Origin of the sequence: Bradyrhizobium sp. 192 (assembly GCF_023100965.1) — a bacterium.
Classification (GTDB): Bacteria; Pseudomonadota; Alphaproteobacteria; order Rhizobiales; family Xanthobacteraceae; genus Bradyrhizobium; species Bradyrhizobium symbiodeficiens.
Map to the genome: position 1 here is coordinate 2756965 of NZ_CP064690.1, position 21353 is coordinate 2778317.

23 protein-coding genes are annotated in these 21353 nt (G+C 64.5%); 14 read left to right on the forward strand and 9 right to left on the reverse strand.

What is annotated here, in order from left to right; translation table 11 throughout:
- Positions 1–6 precede the first annotated feature (6 nt).
- The 3 genes from IVB24_RS12460 (at position 7) to IVB24_RS12470 (ending at position 3405) form a co-directional block, all read left to right on the forward strand.
- A complete protein-coding gene (locus IVB24_RS12460) occupies positions 7–1632 on the forward strand; it encodes a choline dehydrogenase (protein ID WP_247773045.1) in 1626 nt (541 codons plus the stop codon).
- Between the two features lie 26 nt (positions 1633–1658).
- Positions 1659–2639, forward strand: a complete 981-nt coding sequence (hemC, locus tag IVB24_RS12465) for a hydroxymethylbilane synthase (RefSeq protein WP_140477526.1) — start codon at positions 1659–1661, stop codon at positions 2637–2639.
- Positions 2640–2781: 142 nt separating this feature from the next.
- Positions 2782–3405, forward strand: coding sequence for a response regulator (locus tag IVB24_RS12470; RefSeq protein WP_094975799.1), 624 nt, complete (start codon positions 2782–2784; stop codon positions 3403–3405).
- A gap of 159 nt (positions 3406–3564) precedes the next feature.
- On the opposite strand, the gene hemE is transcribed toward IVB24_RS12470, so the two are convergent.
- On the reverse strand, positions 3565–4599 hold the full coding sequence (gene hemE, locus IVB24_RS12475) for a uroporphyrinogen decarboxylase (protein WP_247773046.1): 1035 nt from the start codon (positions 4597–4599) through the stop codon (positions 3565–3567).
- 106 nt (positions 4600–4705) lie between these two features.
- On the opposite strand from hemE, the gene IVB24_RS12480 reads away from it, so the two are divergent.
- Together IVB24_RS12480 and IVB24_RS12485 are read left to right on the forward strand one after the other, a co-directional pair.
- On the forward strand, positions 4706–4921 hold the full coding sequence (locus IVB24_RS12480) for a hypothetical protein (protein WP_247773047.1): 216 nt from the start codon (positions 4706–4708) through the stop codon (positions 4919–4921).
- A 172-nt stretch (positions 4922–5093) separates the two neighbouring features.
- On the forward strand, positions 5094–6998 hold the full coding sequence (locus tag IVB24_RS12485; protein WP_247773048.1) for a diguanylate cyclase: 1905 nt from the start codon (positions 5094–5096) through the stop codon (positions 6996–6998).
- 5 nt (positions 6999–7003) lie between these two features.
- Here the strand turns inward: IVB24_RS12485 and IVB24_RS12490 are convergent, their stop codons facing one another.
- Positions 7004–7222 carry a SlyX family protein gene (locus tag IVB24_RS12490; protein WP_247773049.1) on the reverse strand — a complete coding sequence of 73 codons (219 nt, stop codon included), beginning with the start codon at positions 7220–7222 and terminating at the stop codon, positions 7004–7006.
- Positions 7212–7994 (reverse strand): rhodanese-related sulfurtransferase, encoded by a 783-nt coding sequence (locus tag IVB24_RS12495; RefSeq protein ID WP_247773050.1) that lies wholly within the window; start codon positions 7992–7994, stop codon positions 7212–7214. The genes IVB24_RS12490 and IVB24_RS12495 overlap by 11 nt, the downstream gene beginning before the upstream one ends.
- Before the next feature lie 196 nt (positions 7995–8190).
- On the opposite strand from IVB24_RS12495, the gene ggt reads away from it, so the two are divergent.
- Together ggt and IVB24_RS12505 are read left to right on the forward strand one after the other, a co-directional pair.
- Positions 8191–9777 (forward strand): gamma-glutamyltransferase, encoded by a 1587-nt coding sequence (ggt, locus tag IVB24_RS12500; protein ID WP_247773051.1) that lies wholly within the window; start codon positions 8191–8193, stop codon positions 9775–9777.
- A 75-nt stretch (positions 9778–9852) separates the two neighbouring features.
- The gene (locus IVB24_RS12505; protein WP_247773052.1) at positions 9853–10317 is read left to right on the forward strand and encodes an FKBP-type peptidyl-prolyl cis-trans isomerase; all 465 of its coding nucleotides are present in this window, start codon (positions 9853–9855) and stop codon (positions 10315–10317) included.
- A gap of 83 nt (positions 10318–10400) precedes the next feature.
- Here IVB24_RS12505 and IVB24_RS12510 read toward each other — a convergent pair whose 3' ends face one another.
- Positions 10401–10619, reverse strand: coding sequence for a CsbD family protein (locus IVB24_RS12510; protein ID WP_094975879.1), 219 nt, complete (start codon positions 10617–10619; stop codon positions 10401–10403).
- Between the two features lie 128 nt (positions 10620–10747).
- Between IVB24_RS12510 and IVB24_RS12515 the strand changes: the two genes are divergently transcribed.
- The 3 genes from IVB24_RS12515 (at position 10748) to IVB24_RS12525 (ending at position 12348) form a co-directional block, all read left to right on the forward strand.
- Positions 10748–11260, forward strand: coding sequence for a cupin domain-containing protein (locus IVB24_RS12515; RefSeq protein ID WP_247773053.1), 513 nt, complete (start codon positions 10748–10750; stop codon positions 11258–11260).
- A 130-nt stretch (positions 11261–11390) separates the two neighbouring features.
- Positions 11391–11819 (forward strand): VOC family protein, encoded by a 429-nt coding sequence (locus tag IVB24_RS12520; protein WP_166474287.1) that lies wholly within the window; start codon positions 11391–11393, stop codon positions 11817–11819.
- 40 nt (positions 11820–11859) lie between these two features.
- Positions 11860–12348: a VOC family protein gene (locus tag IVB24_RS12525; protein ID WP_247773054.1), complete on the forward strand. Its 489-nt coding sequence runs from the start codon at positions 11860–11862 to the stop codon at positions 12346–12348.
- Between the two features lie 123 nt (positions 12349–12471).
- On the opposite strand, the gene IVB24_RS12530 is transcribed toward IVB24_RS12525, so the two are convergent.
- A complete protein-coding gene (locus IVB24_RS12530; protein WP_247774081.1) occupies positions 12472–13545 on the reverse strand; it encodes a hypothetical protein in 1074 nt (357 codons plus the stop codon).
- A gap of 2 nt (positions 13546–13547) precedes the next feature.
- Positions 13548–14249, reverse strand: a complete 702-nt coding sequence (locus IVB24_RS12535) for a FecR family protein (protein ID WP_247773055.1) — start codon at positions 14247–14249, stop codon at positions 13548–13550.
- 122 nt (positions 14250–14371) lie between these two features.
- On the opposite strand from IVB24_RS12535, the gene IVB24_RS12540 reads away from it, so the two are divergent.
- A complete protein-coding gene (locus tag IVB24_RS12540) occupies positions 14372–15730 on the forward strand; it encodes a phospholipid carrier-dependent glycosyltransferase (RefSeq protein ID WP_247773056.1) in 1359 nt (452 codons plus the stop codon).
- Positions 15731–15788: 58 nt separating this feature from the next.
- Here IVB24_RS12540 and IVB24_RS12545 read toward each other — a convergent pair whose 3' ends face one another.
- The gene (locus IVB24_RS12545; RefSeq protein WP_247773057.1) at positions 15789–16427 is read right to left on the reverse strand and encodes an OmpA family protein; all 639 of its coding nucleotides are present in this window, start codon (positions 16425–16427) and stop codon (positions 15789–15791) included.
- Positions 16428–16589: 162 nt separating this feature from the next.
- Positions 16590–16778: a hypothetical protein gene (locus IVB24_RS12550; RefSeq protein WP_247773058.1), complete on the reverse strand. Its 189-nt coding sequence runs from the start codon at positions 16776–16778 to the stop codon at positions 16590–16592.
- A 167-nt stretch (positions 16779–16945) separates the two neighbouring features.
- Between IVB24_RS12550 and IVB24_RS12555 the strand changes: the two genes are divergently transcribed.
- Positions 16946–18112: a crosslink repair DNA glycosylase YcaQ family protein gene (locus tag IVB24_RS12555; RefSeq protein ID WP_247773059.1), complete on the forward strand. Its 1167-nt coding sequence runs from the start codon at positions 16946–16948 to the stop codon at positions 18110–18112.
- On the opposite strand, the gene IVB24_RS12560 is transcribed toward IVB24_RS12555, so the two are convergent.
- Positions 18054–18530 (reverse strand): DUF2809 domain-containing protein, encoded by a 477-nt coding sequence (locus tag IVB24_RS12560; protein WP_247773060.1) that lies wholly within the window; start codon positions 18528–18530, stop codon positions 18054–18056. The genes IVB24_RS12555 and IVB24_RS12560 overlap by 59 nt on opposite strands.
- A 77-nt stretch (positions 18531–18607) precedes the next feature.
- Between IVB24_RS12560 and IVB24_RS12565 the strand changes: the two genes are divergently transcribed.
- Together IVB24_RS12565 and IVB24_RS12570 are read left to right on the forward strand one after the other, a co-directional pair.
- Positions 18608–19951, forward strand: coding sequence for an MFS transporter (locus IVB24_RS12565; protein WP_140477542.1), 1344 nt, complete (start codon positions 18608–18610; stop codon positions 19949–19951).
- 202 nt (positions 19952–20153) lie between these two features.
- Positions 20154–21260 (forward strand): efflux RND transporter periplasmic adaptor subunit, encoded by a 1107-nt coding sequence (locus IVB24_RS12570; protein ID WP_247773061.1) that lies wholly within the window; start codon positions 20154–20156, stop codon positions 21258–21260.
- Positions 21261–21353 lie beyond the last annotated feature (93 nt).

Sequence of the window (21353 nt, forward strand, 5' to 3'; positions counted from 1 at the left end):
TAACGCATGAACGCAACTTCTTCCGTCACGCCGTCCGATCCCGAATTCGATTACATCATCGTCGGCGCCGGCTCCGCCGGCTGCGTGCTGGCCAACCGGCTATCGGCAAATGGCAAGCACAGCGTGCTGCTGCTCGAAGCTGGGCCGAAGGATTCCAACATCTGGATCCACGTGCCGCTCGGCTACGGCAAACTGTTCAAGGAGAAGACCGTCAACTGGATGTACCAGACCGAGCCGGAGCCCGAGCTGAAGGGGCGCCAGGTGTTTCAGCCGCGCGGCAAGACGCTGGGCGGTTCGAGCTCGATCAACGGCCTGCTCTATGTCCGTGGCCAGCACGAGGACTATGATCGCTGGCGCCAGCTCGGCAACACCGGCTGGGGCTATGACGACGTGCTGCCCTATTTCAAGAAGGCCGAGAACCAGTCGCGCGGCGCCGATCAATATCATGGCAGTGGCGGTCCGTTGCCGGTTTCGAACATGGTCGTGACCGATCCGTTGTCAAAGGCCTTCATCGACGCCGCAGTCGAGACCGGTCTGCCCTACAACCCCGATTTCAACGGCGCCACGCAGGAAGGCGTCGGCCTGTTCCAGACCACGACACGCAACGGCCGCCGTGCCTCGACCTCGGTGGCCTATCTCGGCCCGGCAAAGGCCCGCGGCAATCTCAAGGTCGAAACCTCCGCGCTCGGCCAGCGCGTGTTGTTCGAGGGACGCCGCGCCGTCGGCGTCGAATATCGGCAAGGCGTACAAATCCGCCGCGCCCGCGCGCGCAGGGAGATCGTGCTGTCGAGCGGCGCCTACAATTCGCCGCAGCTGCTGCAGCTCTCCGGCGTCGGCCCCGGCGACCTCTTGCGCAAGCATGGCATCGACGTCGTGCTGGACGCGCCGGGCGTCGGTCACGATCTCCAGGATCACATGCAGGTCCGCATCGTGATGCGCTGCTCGCAGAAGATCACGCTGAACGACACCGTCAATCATCCGCTCCGCCGCACCATGGCCGGCGCGCGTTACGCGCTGTTCCGGAAAGGTTGGCTGACGATCGCAGCCGGCACGGCGGGCGCGTTCTTCAAGACCAGCCCGCGGCTGGCCTCGCCCGACATCCAGGTGCACTTCCTGCCGTTCTCGACCGACAAGATGGGCGAGAAGCTGCATGACTTCTCCGGCTTCACGGCGTCGGTCTGCCAGCTCCGTCCCGAAAGCCGCGGGTCCCTGCGCATCCGGAGCGCCGATCCGACGGTGCCGCCGGAGATCCGCATCAACTACATGTCGACCGAGACCGACCGCACCACCAACGTCGAAGGCCTGAAGATCCTGCGCAAGATATTGAATGCGCCGGCCCTGAAGCCGTTCGTGGTCAATGAGTACGATCCCGGGGCGAAGGTATCCACGGATGCGGAGCTGCTGGATTATTGCCGCGAGCGCGGCAGCACCATCTACCATCCGACCTCGACCTGTCGTATGGGCAATGACGCGCTCGCGGTGGTTGACCAGCGGCTGAAGGTGAGGGGGCTCGAAGGCCTTCGCGTGGTCGACGGCTCGGTCATGCCGGACCTCGTATCGGGGAACACCAACGCGCCGATCATCATGATCGCCGAAAAGGCCTCCGACATGATATTGGAGGATGCGCGGTAAAGCCCGCGCGAGAAGGAGCAGACGGTTTGGCTACGCGACTGAAGATCGGCACCCGCAAGAGCGCGATGGCGCTGGCCCAGACGGAAGAGATCGCGCGCCGCCTGACCGCCGCCGTGCCCGGCCTCGACGTGGAGATCGTCAAATTCGACACCACGGGCGATCTCGACCAGACCAGCAAGTTGTTGCCGCATGGCGGCAAGGGTGGCGCCTTCGTGGCGCAGATCCGCGCCGCGGTGCTCTCGGGCGAATTGCAGGCGGCGATGCACTCGCTGAAGGACATGCCGGGCAACGAGGATACGCCCGGCCTCGTCATCGGCGCCACGCTGTCGCGCGATCCGCCCAACGACGCACTGGTGCTGCGCGATGGCGTGACGCTGGAGGCGCTGCGCCAGTCCCGCGGCAAGGGCTTCAAGATTGGCACCAATGCCGTCCGCCGCGCCGCTTACGCGCGCCGCTTGTTTCCGGATGTAGAGGTGATCCACTTCCGCGGCGCTGCCGACACGCGCGTGCGAAAGCTCGACAATGGCGAGAAGCAGCGCCTGCCGGATGGCGGCGCCGTGGGGCCGGCCGATGCGCTGATCATGGCACGTTCGGGCCTCGATCGCGTCGGCCTCGCCGGCCGCATCGCGTACGAATTCACAGCAGTGGAGATGTTGCCGGCGGCGGGGCAAGGCATCGTCGCCGTCGAATGCGCGGCGCAGGACTGGCAGACGCGCCAGATCCTGTCGTCGATCGACGATCCCGACGCGCATGCCTCGGCGGATGCCGAGCGCGAGGTCTTGTGGGTGCTGAACGGCCACTGCAATTCGCCGGTGGCGGGCTTCTCGACCATTGCGGGCGATCAGATGTCGCTGACGGCATCCGTGCTCGATCTCTCCGGCAACACCATCATCGAGGCTTCGCGCGAAGGCCCCGCCAATCGCCCGCGCGAGCTCGGCCGTGCGGTGGGTCTGGATCTGCTGACGAAGGGCGCCGCCGAGATCATCGAGCGCAGCCGGCCGCGCTGAGTGCGTTAATTCCGGCCTAATCCGGTGCAATTTCACGCAAACTTCTCGTTATTTGGTCGCGAACCGTCTTGGTGACTTTCGCTTTTCCTGCCGCGGCGTCCGGCGCATAGCAGTCGCGGTCTGAACGGAAAAGGCGACGACGATGACTGAGAACGAGATATTCATTCTCGAAGACGATCTGACGACGCGCGCGATGCTGAAGGTCGTCCTCGAGAAAGCGGGCTATCAGCCGGTTTTCTTTGCCGATGGCGAAGCACTGATTGCGAAGTCCCGCCATGCCTCGCCAGCCTGCATTCTTCTCGATCTCTGCCTGCCGGGAAGATCGGGACTGGACGTTCTTGGACGACTGACCGATCGAACCTGTCCGGCACCGATCCTCATGGTCTCGGGGCAGGGCGATATCCCGACCGCCGTGCACGCGCTTCGGATCGGAGCGGCGGATTTCGTCGAGAAGCCATTCAGTCCGGCAGACCTGGTTGCGCGGATCGAGTCAGCCGGCGCCGGTCAGCCTGTGCATTCAGCGGGTCCATTGGACCATTTCAAGCAATCGCGAGGACTCACCAGGCGCGAGTGCGAGGTCCTGGATCATCTGATCGCGGGGTCATCGAGCAAGGCGATTGCGCGGAAGCTCGGCATCAGCCCGCGAACGATCGAGGATCACCGCGCCCGGATCTTGCAGAAGGCCGGCGTCAAGACGACCGCGCAGCTTTCGATCATGGCCTTGAAAGACCGGACCGCCGCCTTTGGGCGCCGCACCGTTCACTGATGACGTTAGGTGGTTATCCCAGCGTGATCCCGTTTTGCCCGACGTGTCAGAAGCACGTCTGAGCCGGGTCACGCCGCCCAGCTTTTTCAATGACTTGTCTACTGTGCATGGGGTTGTTTTCGCGTTTTTTGCTTTCACTCCCTGTTGGGGGTGAGCGAACTAGCCCCGTACGCGCCTGATCATCTGCTCGACATGGGCGATCGGCGTCTCCGGCTGGATGCCGTGGCCGAGATTGAAGATGAAGCGCCCTTGCGCAAAATTCGCCAGCACATCGTCCACCGCGCGGTCGAGCGCGGCGCCGCCCGTGATCAGCACCAATGGATCGAGATTGCCCTGCACGGGGACCTTGCTTTGCACGCGTTCGCGAATGAAGCCCGGCTCCGCAGTCCAGTCGATGCTGACCGCGTTGACGCCGGTCGCCTCGACATAGGCCGGCAATTGCGCACCGGCGCCGCGGGGGAAGCCGATGATCTTCGCATCCGGCACCTTGGCCCGCACGCCTTCCACGATGCGCCGGGTCGGCTCGACCGACCAGCGAGCGAACTCGGCCGGCGGCAGCACGCCGGCCCAGGTGTCGAAAATCTGCAAGGCATTGGCGCCGGCTTCGAGCTGCAACAGCAGATATTGAATCGAGTTCTGGACCAGCACGTCGATGATTTTCGCGAACGTCTCCGGATGCCGGTAAGCCATCATCCGCGCGGGCGCCTGGTCGGTCGTGCCCTGGCCCGCGACCATGTAGGTCGCAACCGTCCACGGCGCGCCGCAGAAGCCGATCAGCGCGGTCTTGGGATCGAGCGCGGTGCGCACGAGCTTGAGCGCCTCGAACACCGGCTCGAGCTTGCCGAAGTCGGCGCGCGCGGCGAGCGTTGCGACCTTCGCGGGATCATCCAGCGGATCCAGCCGCGGGCCCTCGCCGACCTCGAATCGCACCGAGCGCCCGAGCGCATAGGGGATCACCAGGATGTCCGAGAAGATGATCGCGGCATCGAAGCCGAACCTGCGGATCGGTTGCAGCGTCACCTCGGCCGCAAGCTCCGGGTTGAAGCAGAGGTCGAGGAAGCCGCCGGCCTTGGCGCGGACCTCGCGGTATTCCGGCAGATAGCGGCCGGCTTGCCGCATCATCCACAGGGGCGGGATGCTCTGGCGCTGGCCGGAGAGCACGTCGATGAAAGGTTTCGTCGCAGATTGGGGCACGAATGGTCCTGACCAAGGTTACGGCTCCTGATACACCGCTATGGCCCTCAGCGGAACAGGGGAACCAGCGCAATCGCGCCGCGTTGACCCGGCGATGGAGGACAACATGGCTGAGACATTCAATCCCGCGCCGCACGACAAGCACGCCGACGATCTGCACGAAGCGCTCGCTGCCGACCGCCACAGCAAGCTCGACGCCGGGCTGAAGGGCAGCTTTCCGGCGTCCGATCCCGTCAGCGCCACCCAGCCGACGCCCTCGAAGGCGGATGCGGATGCTGACAATCCTTCGCTCTGGGACAAGGTTAAGGCCATCTTCAGCTAGCGGAGGGCGAGGCCGGATTCCGATCGGTTTTCTAATGCCCTGTTAGCGATGCGCTGATCCTTGTGTCCGTAGGACTACGGAAAACCGGGATATCGCGGCGCATTCCGGCGGTAATTTCAGGGTTCAATAACAGAAGCGGCAGAGGTTCCGATACATCGGAGAATTCTGCCGCATGAGTGCTACTGCCCAACGAGCTGGATGGAGCCGCCTGCCGTTGCGCGCGGCGGCATTCGTCGTGCTGACCTGCGCGACCATCCTCGGTGTCAGCGGCTGGCGCGAATGGGCCGCGCGCGACGCGGTGCTCAGGGGTGCCGAGACCGAGATGGCGAACGTGGCCCGTTCGCTGACCCAGCACGCCGAGGACAGCTTCGATCTCTTGGATTCCGGCGTCGTCGGCGTCGTGAGCCGGCTGGAGATGGACGGCACCGGCCCTGCGACCATTACAAAGCTCGGCAACGTCCTGGAGGTGCGTAGGAAGGCCGTTCCGCGCATTCATGGCATCGCCGTCATCGACGACCAGGGCAATTGGCTGACCTCGCCCGGCACGGTCGGCTCGACGCTCAGCGACGACGCGTTCTTCCGGTATCATCAGCTGTCCTCGAAACGCGAGCCCTATGTCGGTCATCCCGTGAAGAGCCTGCTCGAAGGCGAATGGGTGGTCACCCTGTCGCGCCGCTTCAACAAGCCGGACGGCAGCTTCGGCGGCGTGGTGCTCGCGACCATCAGCTCCAATTATCTCGCGCACTTTTACGAGCAGTTCGAGATCGGCCGCAACAGCTCCGCGGCGCTGATGCACGGCGACGGATTGATCATCGCGCGCAATCCCAGCAACGACAAGTTCGTCGACCGCAGCGTGGCCGACACCGCGCTGTTCCGTGATGCCAGCCTGCAACGGCCGAGCGGCGTCTACCATTTCAAGTCGCCTCTCGACGGTTCCGAACGTCTCAGCTTCTTCAAGCGCAGCAGCCGCTATCCGCTGGTCCTGCTGGCCACGTTGGACAAGGAGGAATTGCTCGCGCCCTGGCGAGCCGCGGCAATCTCCCGCATGCTCTACATCATCGCGTTGGTGATGCTGATTGCGGTCATCGGCGCTGTGCTGGTGCGGCAGATGCAGCGCGGCCAGCGTATGGCCGCAGCCCTGGTCGAGAAGGAGGCGCATTTCCGCCTGCTCGCGGAAGGCTCCAGCGACATGGTGACCAGCATCGGGCTCGACGACCGGTTGCGTTATGTTTCGCCCTCGTCCGTGCGGGTCGTCGGCTGGCGCGCAAACCAACTGATCGGCACACCTGCGCTTGCGGGCATCAATCAGGAGGATCTGCCGGAGGTCCAGGCGACCATCGATGCCATGAAGCGTGGCGACCGGGAGGAGGCGCGGTTCACCTATCGCTACTCGCACCGGCAAAACAGCGAGGTCTGGCTTGAAACGACCATGCGGGTGACACGCAAGGACGACGGCCGCGTCGACGGCGTGGTCGCGATCACCCGCGACATCACCGAGCAAAAGAAGCTGGAAACCAGGCTCGAGACGCTTGCCATCGAGGACAGCCTCACCGGCCTTGCCAATCGCCGCCGCTTCGACGAGCGGCTGAAAGAGGAATGGGCGCGCGCCTATCGCGACCGCTCCAGCCTTGCTCTGCTGATGATCGATGTGGATCACTTCAAGGCCTATAACGACGAATACGGCCATCCCGCGGGCGATGCCTGCCTGCGTCTGGTCGCAAAGATCATCGCGGCCGAGACGCAGCGCACCGGCGATCTGGCGGCGCGCTATGGCGGCGAGGAATTCGCCATGCTGCTGCCGAACACCGATCCCGCAGGCTGCGCCCAGGTCGGCGAACGGATCCGCAGTGCCATCCACCAAGCCGGCCTCGTTCATGCCGCCAACCCGGAGTCCGGGTGCGTCACCGCCTCGGTCGGCGGCGCGACCTGCCGGCCGGCGCTGGAGCGTACGGCGGGCGTGTCCTCGCTCGTCGAAGCTGCCGACCGGGCACTCTATGCCGCCAAGGACGCAGGCCGCGACCGGCTGATGATGTCCGGCGAGCTCATGAACCTGCTGCCGAAGGCATCCGGCCAGTAGACGGCTCAATAATGCGGCGGAGGTTCGTTGGCTGGCCCGGGCGCATTGGCCTCGGCGTCCTGCAGCCGCTCGCCGAGCTCTGTGATCTTCCGCGTCAGCAGGTCGATCTGCTTCCACTGCGCGGTGATGGTCTGGTTCAACGTCTCGATCGTTTCGTCCTGGTAGGCGAGGCGTGTTTCCAGCGTGTCGATGCGCTCGGCGAGCGTCCTGATCTCATTCGTCACGGTCGTGTCCCATATCCTGTTCGAGCAAGCTCCGTTCGCGCAAACCGTGGTCGAGCGCGACGCGCTCGTCGAACACGAAGCATTCGCCGCGCCAGCGGCTTTGCGCCTCCGGCACCTCTTCCAGATATTTGAGAATGCCGCCCTTGAGGTGATAGACTTCGGCAAAGCCGCGCGCGAGCAGATGGGAGCTCGCCTTCTCGCAGCGGATGCCGCCGGTGCAAAACATCGCGATCCTGCGGTGCTTTGCGGGATCGAGCCCGACTGCGGCAAAATCCTTGAACTGGCCAAAGCTCCTGATGCCGGGATCGACGGCGCCTTCGAACGTTCCCATCGCCACCTCGAAGGCGTTGCGGGTGTCGAGTAGCAGTATGTCGGGCGCTGAGATCAGCGCGTTCCATTCGCTCGCATCGACATAGGTGCCGACCTGCCGGGTCGGATCGGTGGCCGTATCGCCGAGCGTGACGATCTCCTTCTTCAGCCGCACCTTCAGCCGCCCGAACGGCATGGCTTCGGCGGCCGAGAACTTCAATTCGAGATTGTTCAGCCTGTCACCGAACATGTCGCCGTGCGCCAGCTCATGGGCGAGGGCGTCGATCGCCTCCGCCGCCCCGGCGAGCGTGCCGTTGATGCCCTCCTGCGCCAGCAGCACGCTGCCCTTCAGCTGGAGGCCGGCGCAGAACGCACGCAGCGGCTCGCGCAGCTCGCGGTAATCCGGGAGGGCGGCGAATTGGTAGAAGGCGGCGACCTTGATGATCGAATCCGGATCAGACATGGCCGCCCGTTTAGCAGGCTGCCGGCGCCCGGAAAACCCGCATGGCGGTCGGCTCGAAAGGTCTATACGCCCAGCGGATGGCAGCCATTTCCCTGGTATGCCAGCATTGCCGAAGGCCGCCGGAATGTGTCATGTAACCCCGGTTTTTCCGAGATGGCGCGCCGTCCGCGCCACGGGCCAAGAGAGCAAGAATTCGATGAGAAACTTTCATTTCCCAGGCAGGTCCACGGTCCACGCCACCAACGCAATGGTCGCGACCTCGCATCCGCAGGCCTCGCTCGCCGCGATCGAGGTGCTGCGCGAAGGGGGCACCGCGGTGGATGCGGCGGTCGCGGGCTCGGCCCTGCTCGGCGTGATCGAGCCGCAATCGACCGGCATCGGCGGCGACTGTTTCGCGCTGGTCCAGCCGCGCGGCGAGGGCAAGATCGTCGCCTACAACGGCTCGGGTCGCGCGCCGAAGGCGGCGAATGCCGACTGGTATCTCGAGCGCAAGATCAACTCGGTGCCGCTGACCTCGGCGCATGCGGTCTCGATCCCCGGCGTGATCGACGCCTTCGCGACCGTCTTGCGCAATCACGGCAAGTTCGGCTTCGACCGGCTGCTCCAGCCCGCGATCAAGGCGGCTGAGGAAGGCTACGTCGTCGCCCCCCGCATTGCCTTCGACTGGAAGAACCAGTTCGAGAAGCTGAAGGGCGGCACCAACACCGTGCGTTACCTGTTGCCGGGCGGCAAGCCGCCGGTAGCGGGCGACGTCATCCGCCAGGCCGAGCTCGGCAAGACGCTGCGTGCGATCGCCAAGGACGGCCGCGACGCCTTCTACAAGGGTGCGATCGCGGAAGACATGGTCGAGACCCTCAGGGGCATCGGCGGCCTGCACACGCTCGACGATTTCGCCGCGCACACCACCGAGACGACGACGCCGATCGGCACCATGTACAAGGGTTACGACGTCTGGCAGTGCCCGCCGAACGGACCCGGCCTCACCATGTTGCTGATGCTGAACATCCTGTCGCGGTTCGACCTGACGAAATACGCCCCTCTCAGCGTCGAGCGTTTCCATCTCGAAGCCGAGGCCGCGCGCGTCGCCTACATGCACCGCGAGCTGCACGTTGCCGATCCCGACCACATGCAGGTTGAGGTCGCCAAGATCCTCGCCAAGGAATTCTGCGACGAGCACATCGCCAAGATCCGCATGGACGGCATGCTCGACCTGCCGAACGTCGCACCGCCGATGAATCCGTCGACGATCTACATCACCGTGGTGGACAAGGACCGCAACGTCTGCTCGTTCATCAACTCGATCGCGCATTCCTTCGGCTCGGCGATCGTCTCGAACAAGACCGGTGTCCTGTTCCAGAACCGCGCCGGCGGCTTCCGCATCCAGCCGGGCCACCCCAACTGCATCGCCGGCGGCAAGCGGCCGCTGCACACGATCATGCCGAGCCTGCTCACCAAGGGCGGTCGCTCGGTGATGCCGTTCGCGGTGATGGGCGGACAGTACCAGCCGGTCGGCCAGACCCGCGTCGTGACCAACATCCTCGACTATGGCTGCGACGTGCAGGAGGCGATCGACATGCCGCGCGGCCTGCACTACGAGGGTCAGTATCAGCTCGAGGACAGTGTGCCGGCTGCGATCGTCGAGGGCCTGAAGAAGCTCGGCCACAAGACCACCAGCGTGGTCGGCCCGCTCGGCGGCGCGCAGGCGATCTGGATCGACTGGGACAAGGGCACGCTCACCGGCGGCTCCGATCCGCGCAAGGACGGCTGCGCACTCGGCTATTGAGCGGAGGCTCCAGCGGGGCTGGAAACGACCACCGCATTGCGCTAGACACCTTCCGCCTCAAACGGAAGGTGCCTTATGCAGCGTTTCCAGCGCGCACTCCTCACCCTGATTTCGGCACTCGCGATCACGGTGATCGCAGGCGTGTCGCATTTCGTTTCCACCACGGCCTCGGCCCAGACCGCAGGAAAGACCATGACCACAGCTTCAGGCTTGCAGATCATCGATTCCACCGTCGGCACCGGCGCCTCGCCGCAGCCCGGCCAGATCTGCGTGATGCACTATACCGGCTGGCTCTATGAGAACGGCCAGAAGGGCAAGAAATTCGATAGCTCCGTCGATCGCAAGGAACCGTTCGAATTCCCGATCGGCAAGGGCCGTGTCATCGCCGGCTGGGACGAGGGCGTCGCCTCGATGAAAGTCGGCGGCAAGCGCACGCTCATCATCCCGCCGCAGCTCGGTTATGGTGCCCGCGGCGCCGGCGGCGTGATCCCGCCGAACGCGACGCTGATGTTCGACGTGGAATTGCTTGGGGTGAAGTGACGCGCAGCGGCCAGGTCGGAGAGAGCAAGACAAACAAAAAGACCGGCCTTTCGGCCGGTCTTCTCGCTTTCGGATGCCGCGCGTCATTCCGTCGCGCGCTTGGCCCCCGCCGCTGCGCGATCAATCGCGTCCTTTGCGGCGTCCTTGGCATCGCCCATGGCCTGCTGGCCCTTGCCCTTCACTTCCTGAATCACGCCTTCGCCCTTCAGGCGGTCGGAACCGGTGGCTTCACCGATGCCCTGCTTGGCCTTGCCGATCGCCTCGTTGGCGTTACCCTTGATCTTGTCGGTCGTGCTACCCATGAAACTCTCCTTCCATTTTGCTCGCATGGACAACGTCCCGCAGCTACGAGGGTTCCAATTTTGGTATGGCTCGCCAGCGCGGCTTCGGGTTAGGTTGCCGCGCACGGAACCAACAGAAAGCAAGTCCCATGACCGGCCATGACCATTCGCATTCCCACCATGACCACGATCACGACGATCGCTGGAAGCATGACGGCGTGCGCGTCATTCCCGGCAACCAGCTCGATACCAACGTGCCGTCGACGACAGGCATGGACCGCGCGGCCGCGATCAATTTTGCGCGCGTCGGCGCCCAGAAATTGTGGGCCGGCACCGTCAGCATCAAGCCGGACGCCAAGACCGGCGCGCATCACCACGGCCATCTCGAAAGCGTCATCTATGTCGTGAAGGGCAAGGCGCGGATGCGCTGGGGCGAGAGCCTGCAATTCACCGCGGAAGCCGGCCCCGGCGATTTCATCTTCGTCCCGCCTTACGTGCCGCATCAGGAGATCAACGCCAGCCCAGACGAGGTGCTGGAATGCGTGCTGGTGCGCAGTGACGGCGAGGCGGTGGCGATCAACCTCGACATCGAGCCGGTCGAGAAGCCCGAGACCGTGCTGTGGATCGATCCCGTCCACCGGGATCCGAACGAGAAGAAGTAAGACCTGACGGTCGCCTGCTGGTACGGTTGGGCAGAACCGGGCGGGGTGACCTCGAAAAAATACCCGGACGCGGTGTCGGGGGGCCGTCGGCCTATCCGTCCTTGGGCAGAACCCGCCCAAGGAGCTTCCGATGCCCAGGATGATTTTTCTCAATCTGCCGGTGACCGATCTCAAGCGTGCGACCGCCTTTTATGAAGCGGTCGGCGCGACCCGGAACCCGCAATTCAGCGACGACACGGCGTGCTGCATGGTCTTTTCCGAGGCCATCTACGTGATGCTGACGACCCACGACAAATTCCGTCAGTTCACGCCGAAGCCCATCTCCGATGCAAAGACCTCGAACCAGGCGCTGTTCTGCCTGTCCGCCGACACCCGCAACGAGGTCGACGCGATCGTCGGCAAGGCCGAGGCGGCGGGCGGGACGGCCGATCCCAGCCCGAAGGACGAATACAGCTTCATGTACGGCCGCAGCTTCGAAGATCCGGACGGCCATATGTGGGGTGTGAACTGGATGGACATGGCGGCTGTCCCTCCGCAGCCCGCCACGGCGAATGCCTGATCAGCCCGTTTGAACGCTAAACCGAGGAGGAGCATTCAAGATGTCCAAGGTCGTACCCTGCATGTGGTTCAACGGCGATGCCGAGGAAGCCGCGAAGTTCTATGTCTCGCTGGTGCCGAATTCGGCGATCACGCACGTTCAGCGCAACGTATCGGACGGCCCCTCCGGCAAGGAGGGCTCCGTGCTCGTGGTCGAGTTCACGGTCGCCGGTCAGCCGCTGGTTGCGCTCAACGGCGGCATGAAGATGGAGTACACCCACGCCATCTCGTTGATGATCCATTGCGATGACCAGACCCAGGTCGATAGCGTCTGGAATGCTTTCCTGGCCGATGGCGGCAAGGAGGAGCAGTGCGGCTGGCTCAGGGATCGCTGGGGCGTGGCCTGGCAGGTGGTGCCGAAGGTGATGTTCGAATTCCTGTCGAGCCCGGACAGGGCAGCGGCGGCGCGCGCGATGCAGGCCATGATGAAGATGGTGAAGCTGGATGTCGACGTGCTACGCCGCGCGTTCGAGGGCAAGTCGGCAGCGTGACGGCGACACAGGTCCCGTAGGGTGGGCAAAGGCGCTCTTGCGCCGTGTCCACCATCCGTATCCGGTTGAGAAAGGTGGTGGGCACGCTCCGCTTTGCCCACCCTACAAGATCCGTGCGAGCCGCTAATAATTAATCCGCAGCCCGACGCCGCCGTGGATGGTAGTGCCGACGGGCTGCGGGCCGAGCGTGCCGTTGGCGAAGAGGTCCACGACCCAGCCCTTCTGCACGCGGAAGCCGAGCCGGCCGCCATATTCGAACCAGCCCTGGTTGCCCATGGTCGGCACCACCGTGCCGTCGCCGGTCACGGTCGCGACGATGCCGCTGTGGCTGGCAAACGACTGCACCCAGCCGCCATTGATGTTGGTCTCGATGTTGCCGCCGAAGAGGTGTGTCCACTGGCCGCCGATCTTGACCAGGCTGGTGCGGTCGGTGCCGCTCGCGATGCTGGCATCGAATGGATTGAAAGCCACTGCGCTGTCGGTGTAGCCCGACACGCGTTGCCAGAGCTGCCAGACTTCGATCGAGGCGGCGACCTCGTCGCGTGGCGAGAGGCGACTGATCCAGCCGGCGCGGCCGTAGACGGCGTAGTTCGAGGCGTTGGTCGAACTGGTCACGCTCACCGGGCCGAGACTGGTATCGTAGCTGCGGGTGTAGCGGGCCTTCTCCCACGGCGTCAGGATGGTGCCGACGTCGAAGAACGGACGTGACGAGCCCCAGTCGGTGAAGTCGTAACGCAGCGCGAAGGCGCCGATCGGCGCGCTCGTGATCTTGTAGCCACCCTCGTTGTATTGCGTGTAGGCGATGCCGGCGAGCAGCGACAGATTGTTGGTCAGCGCCTTGCGGCCATGGATGCCGGCGGAGAACGAGCCCGCCGAGCCGAACGCACTGACGCAGTCGCCGCAATTGACCTGCTCGTTGACGCCGAGCAGCACCGTGCCGAGCACGCGGTTGGTGATCATCTGGTTGAAGCGCTGATTGGCGAGGCCGCCGATCGAATTGCCGCTGGAATCGGCGCCGGTCGGTGTCGGGCTGGGCGACGGATAGGGGTTTGGCGTGGGCGTCGGAGAAGGCGAGGGGCTGGGGGAGGGCGAGGGCGATTGAGCGGCGGCTGAACCGATGCCAAGCGCGGCCGAGCACAATGCAACAGCCAGAAGGAGCGCGGCCTGTCTCACGAACTGTCTTGCCAGGTTTCGCATCGTCAGCGACCGCACAGCATGCCGTCGTCCTGGACGGCGGGCGTGATGGTCGGCGAGGCGTCGGCGTACTGGTTCACCGCGCACAGCCCGGCACTCGCGGCGCAATTGGCGGCGAAGGTCCAGGGCGGCGTGTTGGTCTTGTTGATCGAGACCTTGCCGCCGGTCGATGTGATGATTGCGGTGTCGCCCGGCTGGGTGAGCTGCACGCATTGTGAACCCGTCGTGCAGACGCTGGCCGCACCGTCCTGAAGCACGACGACGGAGCGTCCGCGCTGCGAGAGGATGTCGAGCGTGGTGCCGCGTACGCCGATGGTGGCAAGGGGCGTCGTGATCTTGTAGGCGGTCTTCTCGGAATGTCCGGTGACGAAGCGGAACGCGCCGGTGGTCATGCGGATCGCGACGTCGCGATAGCTGTGCTCGTCGTTGAAGACGGTGCGGTCGAGCTTGAGTGTGGCGCTCGGACCGAGCGACAGATTGGTGCTGTCGGCCATCACGAAGCGCGCGGCGCTGTCGGCGCCGGTGCGCACGGTCTCGTCGCGCAGCATGCTGTCGCCGACACTGATCGGCGTGGCCGTCGCGGCCACGCGCACGACTTCGTTCTGGATCACGACGGCTTCGCCGACGCGCGTCTGCGCCGACGCGGCAGGCGCCGCGCACAATGCGGCCGACAACAAGGTGGGGAAAAGCCAGAAACGCAAATTCATTTCACAACCGATCGATGTGTCCCTGATCGTACCGGATCGCGCGCGTTTCTGATGTGGCGAAATTATCACAAGCGGCGTGGACGTGCGTTATGCTTAGTGACAGTTGCGGCAGAATGCGTTCAATGAAAACCACGATCTCTTTTTTTGTCCGCGGTGACGCAAATTTGCCACGCAAAATATCCCCACAGCAGCCGCTTGAACGGTCCGCAGTTCCGAGAGTGTCGCGAAGCGCAGTGGTTGCTGTCGCTATTTTCCTAGCTGTCCATCTCGCGCTGCTGATCGGACTGACGATGCCGGAGAAGTTCGTCTTCGACGAGGTGCACTATGTGCCGGCGGCGCGGCAGATGCTGGCACCGGCGATGTCGCAGCCGATGCTCAATCCGATGCATCCGCCGCTGGCCAAGGAGCTGATCGCGGCCTCGATCGCGGCCTTCGGCGACAACGCGCTTGGCTGGCGTTATCCCGCGACATTGTTCGGCGCATTGGCGATCGTCGCGATCTATCTGAGCGGCCTCGCGCTGTTCTCCGCGCAGGGGCCGGCAATCGCCGCGGCGCTGATCGCCGCCTTGAACCAGATGCTCTACGTGCAGGCGCGCATCGCGATGCTCGACATCTTTGCGCTCGGCTTCGGTCTGCTCGCGACCGCGGCCTTCATGCATGGTTTTCGACGCGAGCGGCCGCAGGCGCTGTTCGCGCTCGCCGGCAGCCTGTTCGGCCTGGCGGCAGCCTGCAAATGGAGTGGCCTGTTTCCGCTCGGCGTCTGCATCGTCGTCGTCGCGGTGATCCGCCTGATGCAGGGTTGGCGCACGCTGTTCGCCGACGCGAAGCCGGACGACTGGTACCGGCCGGACCTGTGGCCCGGCTTGAGGCTGCATCATGTGGCGCTGTGCTTCGCCGTCCTGCCGGCGATGACATATCTTGCGACCTTCGTTCCACTCTACGGGGTGTCGTTGCCGGATCTGATCGAGGCGCAGCGCCGGATCTTTGCCGACAACACCACGACCGCGATCGCCGGCCACACCTATATGAGCGCGTGGCCATCCTGGCCGCTGCTCGCACGCCCGGTGTGGTTCCTGTTCGACAAGACGGGGGAGGACAACATCTCGGCGATCGTCTTTCTCGGCAATCCGCTGGTGCTGTGGCCGGCTCTGCTCGCGCTCGCGCTCGTGCTGCGCGATTTCATCGTGCTGCGCCGGTGGGATGCGTTCCTGATCGCGGCGTTCTATTTCGGTCCCTGGCTCGCCTGGGCCTTGCTGCCGCGCACGCTGGGCTTCATCTACTATTATCTGCCGGCCGCCACCGCAGCGTCGCTCGCGCTGGTCTACGTGCTGCGCCGGGACGGGTTGCCGCGCTGGCTGCTCTGGGCCTATGTCGGAACCGCCGCGATCGGTTTTGCGGTCATGCTGCCGATCTCGGCGGCTTTCATCGGCACCACGATGCGGAGCTTCAGCCGGCTGATGCTGTTCCAGAGCTGGATATGACATCGCCGCCTGCGGGGGCGGCAGGCGGCGTGTCTTCGGTCGCGATCAAATCGAGAAATTATTTCGATGCGGTCTTGGTGTCCATGTTCACGACCTGGACGCGGCGGTTGATCGGGTCGGCGCCGTTGGCGGTATCCTTCAGCTTGGTCTTGCCGTAGCCGACGGTGACGAGATCGGTGCCGTTGAGGCCGTAGTTCTGCACCAGGTACTTCTTGATGGTGTCGGCGCGGCGCTCGGAGAGACCTTGATTGTACTCTTCGCCGCCGGTCGCGTCGGTGTGGCCGGCGACCACGAAGGTCGAGCCCTTGAGCGCCGGATCGGACAGCGCCTTGCCGAGTGCCTGCACCGAGGGCACCGAGGTCTTGGCGATATCGGCCGAGTTGTAGTCGAACTGGATCTCCAGATCGATCTTCGGCTTGGTCGCGGCGAGCTCGGCAATCTGCTCGCGCTCACCGGTCGAGAGCGAACGGGTCGAGCGGTTGCGCACGGTGTTCAGGAATGTCGATTCCTTGGCCTGCACCGCCGGATCGGCCTGCGGACCGGCGGACAGGCCGCGGGTCGCCGGCTTCGGCTTCAGTGCATCCAGGATCTGGCCTGTGGAGACGTTGTCACCGGCCAGAGCCAGGCCCGCCGTCATCGACAGCGCGGCCGAGAGAGTTATCGCCTTCAGTCCAAAGAATTTATCAAAACGGGTCATTGTCGCATCCTCGTTGTTTCGCCTGATAGCGATTTGATGCTGCGAGCATAGGGCAGGTTCAAAGGCCCTGATGTGATCTTGGTCACGGTGGCAACAGCCGCTTCAGGGCCGATCCTGGCGCACTTCCGGCCGTTCCGGCCGTCGGACCGGCGCGTTTCGCCGTTACCCCCGGGGGCGGGGCCGATCGCACCAATAGCAGTGGTCGCACTCGCCGCGGTGCGGGTTCAGGCGGCGGCGATCCCCGGTGTGATTGAAATCACGTTGAGGTGCGCGGACCTTGGCTCCGGCAGCCCCGTTGTAGTGCATGCAGGCGCTCTTCATCTTGCCATTGCTCATGCCGGTGTTGGCCATGGCCATTTCCTTGTTAGACGATGAAGTCGCAGAAGGCCATGATGGCGAAGTAGGCTTCGGCCGCGCCGGCCGGCCCCGCTGTCAGCAGATGGCAGCGCGGCTTTTTCATTGCAGGTTCCGGTCAGGTTCTTTCTCCCGGCGCGAATCCCGCTACATTGCGTTCTACAATGTCACGCGCGCCCAAATCGCTTCCCCTCACCACGACACAGGCCCGGCAGATCTGGCTGCAAGCCCAGCGGCTGGATGAACGCGCCCCGTTCGGCGAGGGAGCACAGGCCGTCGCAGATGCGGTCGCCCATCTCGGCTACGTGCAGATCGACACCATCAACGTCATCGAGCGCTGCCACCATCACATCCTGTTCAGCCGTATCCCGTCCTACCGGCGCGCCGATCTGCGCCACGCCCAGAGCGTCGACAGAAGCGTGTTCGAGTATTGGACGCACGCGCTTTCCTACGTGCCCGCCGGCGACTTCCGTTTCTTCCTGCCGGCGATGCGCGAGCATCGCCGCGAAGGGCACAAATGGTTCGCCTCGGTGAAGCCTGCGGACACGCGCAAGGTGATGCGGCTGGTGCGTGCCGGGCCGCTGACGATCCGCGATATCGAGGACGACGTGCTCACCGAGAAGGAGCATCTGTGGCAGAGCCGCAAGCCGTCGAAGCGGGCGTTGCAGCTCGCCTTCTATACAGGCGCCGTGACCATCAGCGAGCGGCAGGGCATGCTCAAGACCTACGAGCTGATGACGCGTCATTTCGATTGGGACAAGCTCCCCAGGCCGGCGTCCGTTAAGGAGATTACGACCTATCTGCTCGACCGCGCCTTGCGGTCGCAAGGCGTAGTGAGCCTCGATTCCGTCTGCCACCTCGACGCGCCGCGCAAGAAGGCAGTGGCCGGCCTGATCGCCTCCCGCGTCCGCCGCGGCGAGCTCGTGCCCGTTGCGGTCGAAGGTGCCGGCAAGCAGGAGCATTGGGCGGTGCCGGCCGCGCTCGAGGCGAACGGCGAGGTGGTCTCGCCCGATCTCGTCCACATCCTCTCGCCGTTCGATCCCCTGATCATCCAGCGCAAGCGCACCAATCTCATCTTCGGCTACAACCATTTGTTCGAGGCCTATGTGCCGAAGGCCAAACGCAAGCTCGGCTATTTTGCGCTGCCGGTGCTGGTCGGCGACGAGATCGTCGCCGCGCTCGATCTGAAGACCGATCGGCAGGCGAAGAAGCTGCTGATGCAGAAGTGGACCTGGGTCGGGCAGGGCAGGAAGACGGCGGGGCGCAAGGAGCTCAAGCAGAAGATCGAGGACGAGCTCGATCGCTTCGAGCGGTTTCAATTGGCGGAGTAGATTCCACTTCGGCGAGACGCGCGATCCAAGCGCCGAACACAATCCCGACAGCGTAGGCCACCAGATTCCACGGCGAGAAGATGCGCCCGAGCAGCAGCGCGCCGGCCGTGGTCAGCCGGAACGCATCGAGCCATGGCGTGTGCACCAGGCGGGAGAACTCGACGACGACGGCGATCATCGCCGCGACCGCCGCAATCTGCGTCCGGGTGAGGCGCGGCAGCAGAGCCCCGACCAGCAGAAACACCATCGTGGCCCACAACAGTGAGCCGCCATACTTCACGATGAACGCAGGCAGGCCGATCGGAAAGCCGTACCAGCGCAGGGACAGTCCACAGACGATCACCGCGAGCGCGAGGGCGGCGCGGGTCAGCGATGTCCGTAACAGCGCAACAGGTTTATCCGGTTGCGTCCCGTGCATTGCTTGCTCCATTGACTCTTTGGCCACGATGCTGAAAACCGCAACCTGCCCATAAAAGCAACAACCCGGGGGAAGCCATGAGCCAGACCACCACTTATGCCGGTTCCGCCGGCGGCGCCAAGAACTTCAACAAGTCGGACATCGAGACTTCGACGATCCGCGCCATCTCCTGGCGCCTGATTCCGTTCCTGGTGCTGGCCTACTTCTTCTCCTATCTCGACCGCGTCAATCTCGGCTTCGCCGCGCTGACCATGAATGCGGAGCTGAAGTTCACGCCGCTGATCTTCTCCTGGGGCGCCGGCATCTTCTTCATCGGCTATTTCATCTTCGAGGTGCCGAGCAATCTGGCGCTCGAAAAGTTCGGCGCCAGCCGCTGGATCGCCCGCATCATGGTGACTTGGGGCATCATCTCGGCGCTGATGGCGCTCACGAGCGGTGTTACCAGCTTCTACGTCCTGCGCTTCCTGCTCGGCGTCGCCGAAGCCGGCTTCTTTCCCGGCATAATCCTCTATCTCACCTATTGGTATCCGGCCGAATATCGCGCCCGCTTCCTTGCGGCCTTCGCCATCGCCGTGCCGGTCTCGACCGTGATCGGTGCGCCGATCTCGGGCCTGCTGCTCGGGCTCGACGGCGCGATGGGCCTGAAGGGCTGGCAATGGCTCTTCATCATCGAAGGCATTCCCTCGGTACTGCTCGGCATTGTCACCTGGTTCTATCTCACCGACAAGCCGGAGAAGGCGGATTGGCTGTCGGCCGAGCAGAAGGCGTGGCTGAAGGCGAAGCTCGATTCGGAAATCGCGGCCAAGCAGGCGGTGAAGCACCTTTCGCTCGGCGAGGCATTGTCCTCGCCGAAGGTGATCGCGCTCAGCCTGATCTATTTCGGCTTCGTCGGCGCGCTCTACGGCATGCAGTTCTGGCTGCCGCAGATCGTCAAGGCTTTCGGGCTGACCAACGCGCAGACCGGCTTCGTCACCGCGATCCCGTATCTGTTCGGCACCATCGCCATGATCCTGTGGGCGCGGCATTCCGATGCCACGCGTGAACGCGTGAAGCATGTCGGCGCGCCGCTGCTGCTCACCGCCGTCGCGCTCGCCGTCTCCAGCTTCCTCACGGATCCCACCATGACGATGGTGGTACTGACGGTGGCCGCGATCGGCGTGTTCTGCTGCTTCGGTGTGTTCTGGACCCTACCGACCGCCTGGCTCTCCGGCACGGCGGCAGCGGGCGGCATCGCCCTGATCAACTCGATCGGCAACCTTGCCGGCTTCGGCGGGCCGTACCTGATCGGCTGGGTCAAGGAAGCCACCGGCCAGACCTCGACCGGCCTGTTGGTGCTCGCCGTGCTGCCGCTGATCGCCGGCATCCTGGCGTTCGTCGGTGGCCACGACAGCAAGCACGAGTTCGCCGAGCAGGGGCGGTAGAGGGCCAAACCCCAACGTCGCGTAGCCTGGATGATCCAGGCTACGGACCTGTGCTCTGCCCTATCAGGGCACCTACCTCACCATGGTTCTTTCGACCCTTACCACCCTTTAACGATCACGCATTCCTGATAACTGACGATTATTGACTTTCATCAGTGATTAGTCGACATTCCTCTCATTCGAGATGCAGGAGTGTCCTTCGATGTTCGTCCGGTCTGTTTTGTCGAGCTATTCCAGGCTGTTGGCAGGTGTGTCGTTAGCCCTGATGGCGGCTGCGCTGGCCGGGTGCAATGACACCGTCGCCGAGAAGGCTGAGCCGCCGCGGCCGGTTCTGGTCGCAGCCGCGCATTATGATGCCGAGACCCCGGAGCGCAGCTTCGTCGGCACCATTAGGCCGCGAATCGAGAGCGATCTCGGCTTCCGTGTCGCCGGCAAGGTCGCCAAGCGGCTCGTGGAAGTCGGCCAGACCGTCGAAATCGGCCAGCCGCTCGCGACCCTCGACGAGGTCGACCTGAAGCTCCAGGCCGAGCAGTCCGTCGCCGAGCAGACCGCCGCGACCGGCGTGCTGGCCCAGGCCGCCGCTGCCGAGCAGCGCGCCAAGGATCTGAAGGCCAAGGGCTGGACCACCGATGCCCAGCTCGACCAGAGCCGCGCCTCGGCCGACGAGGCCCGCGCGCGCCTGAACCGGGCTGAGCGGGCGGTCGAACTGACCAAGAACTCCCTTTCCTACGCGACGCTCAACGCCGACGCCCGTGGCGTCGTCACCGCAACGCTGATCGAGCCCGGCCAGGTGGTCTCCGCGGGCCAGGCTTCGATCCGTGTCGCCCGCTTTGCCGAAAAGGAAGCGGTCGTCGCGATCCCTGAGACGCTGGTTGGACGCGCCAAGTCGGGCGTCGCCAGCGTCACTCTTTGGTCGGAGCCGGGCAAGAAGTATACGGCCAAGCTGCGCGAGATCGCGCCGACGGCCGATCCGGCCACGCGCACCTATCTTGCGAAGTTCTCGCTGCCGGAGGCCGACGACAAGGTTTCGCTCGGCATGACCGCGACGCTGACGCTGTCGGACGCCGCCACCGAGCGCGTCGCGCGGCTGCCGCTGTCGGCCTTGTTCAACGAAGGCGGCAAGCCCTCCTTCTTCGTCGTCGACGATAACGGCGCGTTGACGCTGAAGCCGGTGGCAGTGAAATCCTACGAGAGCAACGACGTCGTCATCACCGGCGGTGTGGAAGAGGGCGCCAAGATCGTTACCCTCGGTGTGCAGAAGCTCGATCCGGGCCAGCGGGTGCGGGTTGTGTCGTCACTGTCCTTTTAAGTCTCATTCTTCGAGTTCGTCGTTGCAAGGCGAGTTTCGGCCCGAGCGCAAATGCGAAGGCTGAAGCGGCGAAGCGATCCAGAATCTGCCCAG

What these genes read in the sequence shown, in the direction of transcription:
- IVB24_RS12460 (WP_247773045.1), top strand. Translation starts at nt 7, where the DNA reads ATGAACGCAACTTCTTCCGTCACGCCGTCCGATCCCGAATTCGATTAC.
- IVB24_RS12470 (WP_094975799.1), top strand. Translation starts at nt 2,782, where the DNA reads ATGACTGAGAACGAGATATTCATTCTCGAAGACGATCTGACGACGCGC.
- IVB24_RS12480 (WP_247773047.1), top strand. Translation starts at nt 4,706, where the DNA reads ATGGCTGAGACATTCAATCCCGCGCCGCACGACAAGCACGCCGACGAT.
- IVB24_RS12485 (WP_247773048.1), top strand. Translation starts at nt 5,094, where the DNA reads ATGAGTGCTACTGCCCAACGAGCTGGATGGAGCCGCCTGCCGTTGCGC.
- IVB24_RS12495 (WP_247773050.1), bottom strand. Translation starts at nt 7,994, where the DNA reads ATGTCTGATCCGGATTCGATCATCAAGGTCGCCGCCTTCTACCAATTC.
- ggt (WP_247773051.1), top strand. Translation starts at nt 8,191, where the DNA reads ATGAGAAACTTTCATTTCCCAGGCAGGTCCACGGTCCACGCCACCAAC.
- IVB24_RS12505 (WP_247773052.1), top strand. Translation starts at nt 9,853, where the DNA reads ATGCAGCGTTTCCAGCGCGCACTCCTCACCCTGATTTCGGCACTCGCG.
- IVB24_RS12510 (WP_094975879.1), bottom strand. Translation starts at nt 10,619, where the DNA reads ATGGGTAGCACGACCGACAAGATCAAGGGTAACGCCAACGAGGCGATC.
- IVB24_RS12515 (WP_247773053.1), top strand. Translation starts at nt 10,748, where the DNA reads ATGACCGGCCATGACCATTCGCATTCCCACCATGACCACGATCACGAC.
- IVB24_RS12520 (WP_166474287.1), top strand. Translation starts at nt 11,391, where the DNA reads ATGCCCAGGATGATTTTTCTCAATCTGCCGGTGACCGATCTCAAGCGT.
- IVB24_RS12525 (WP_247773054.1), top strand. Translation starts at nt 11,860, where the DNA reads ATGTCCAAGGTCGTACCCTGCATGTGGTTCAACGGCGATGCCGAGGAA.
- IVB24_RS12530 (WP_247774081.1), bottom strand. Translation starts at nt 13,545, where the DNA reads ATGCGAAACCTGGCAAGACAGTTCGTGAGACAGGCCGCGCTCCTTCTG.
- IVB24_RS12535 (WP_247773055.1), bottom strand. Translation starts at nt 14,249, where the DNA reads ATGAATTTGCGTTTCTGGCTTTTCCCCACCTTGTTGTCGGCCGCATTG.
- IVB24_RS12540 (WP_247773056.1), top strand. Translation starts at nt 14,372, where the DNA reads ATGAAAACCACGATCTCTTTTTTTGTCCGCGGTGACGCAAATTTGCCA.
- IVB24_RS12545 (WP_247773057.1), bottom strand. Translation starts at nt 16,427, where the DNA reads ATGACCCGTTTTGATAAATTCTTTGGACTGAAGGCGATAACTCTCTCG.
- IVB24_RS12550 (WP_247773058.1), bottom strand. Translation starts at nt 16,778, where the DNA reads ATGGCCAACACCGGCATGAGCAATGGCAAGATGAAGAGCGCCTGCATG.
- IVB24_RS12555 (WP_247773059.1), top strand. Translation starts at nt 16,946, where the DNA reads ATGTCACGCGCGCCCAAATCGCTTCCCCTCACCACGACACAGGCCCGG.
- IVB24_RS12560 (WP_247773060.1), bottom strand. Translation starts at nt 18,530, where the DNA reads ATGCACGGGACGCAACCGGATAAACCTGTTGCGCTGTTACGGACATCG.
- IVB24_RS12565 (WP_140477542.1), top strand. Translation starts at nt 18,608, where the DNA reads ATGAGCCAGACCACCACTTATGCCGGTTCCGCCGGCGGCGCCAAGAAC.
- IVB24_RS12570 (WP_247773061.1), top strand. Translation starts at nt 20,154, where the DNA reads ATGTTCGTCCGGTCTGTTTTGTCGAGCTATTCCAGGCTGTTGGCAGGT.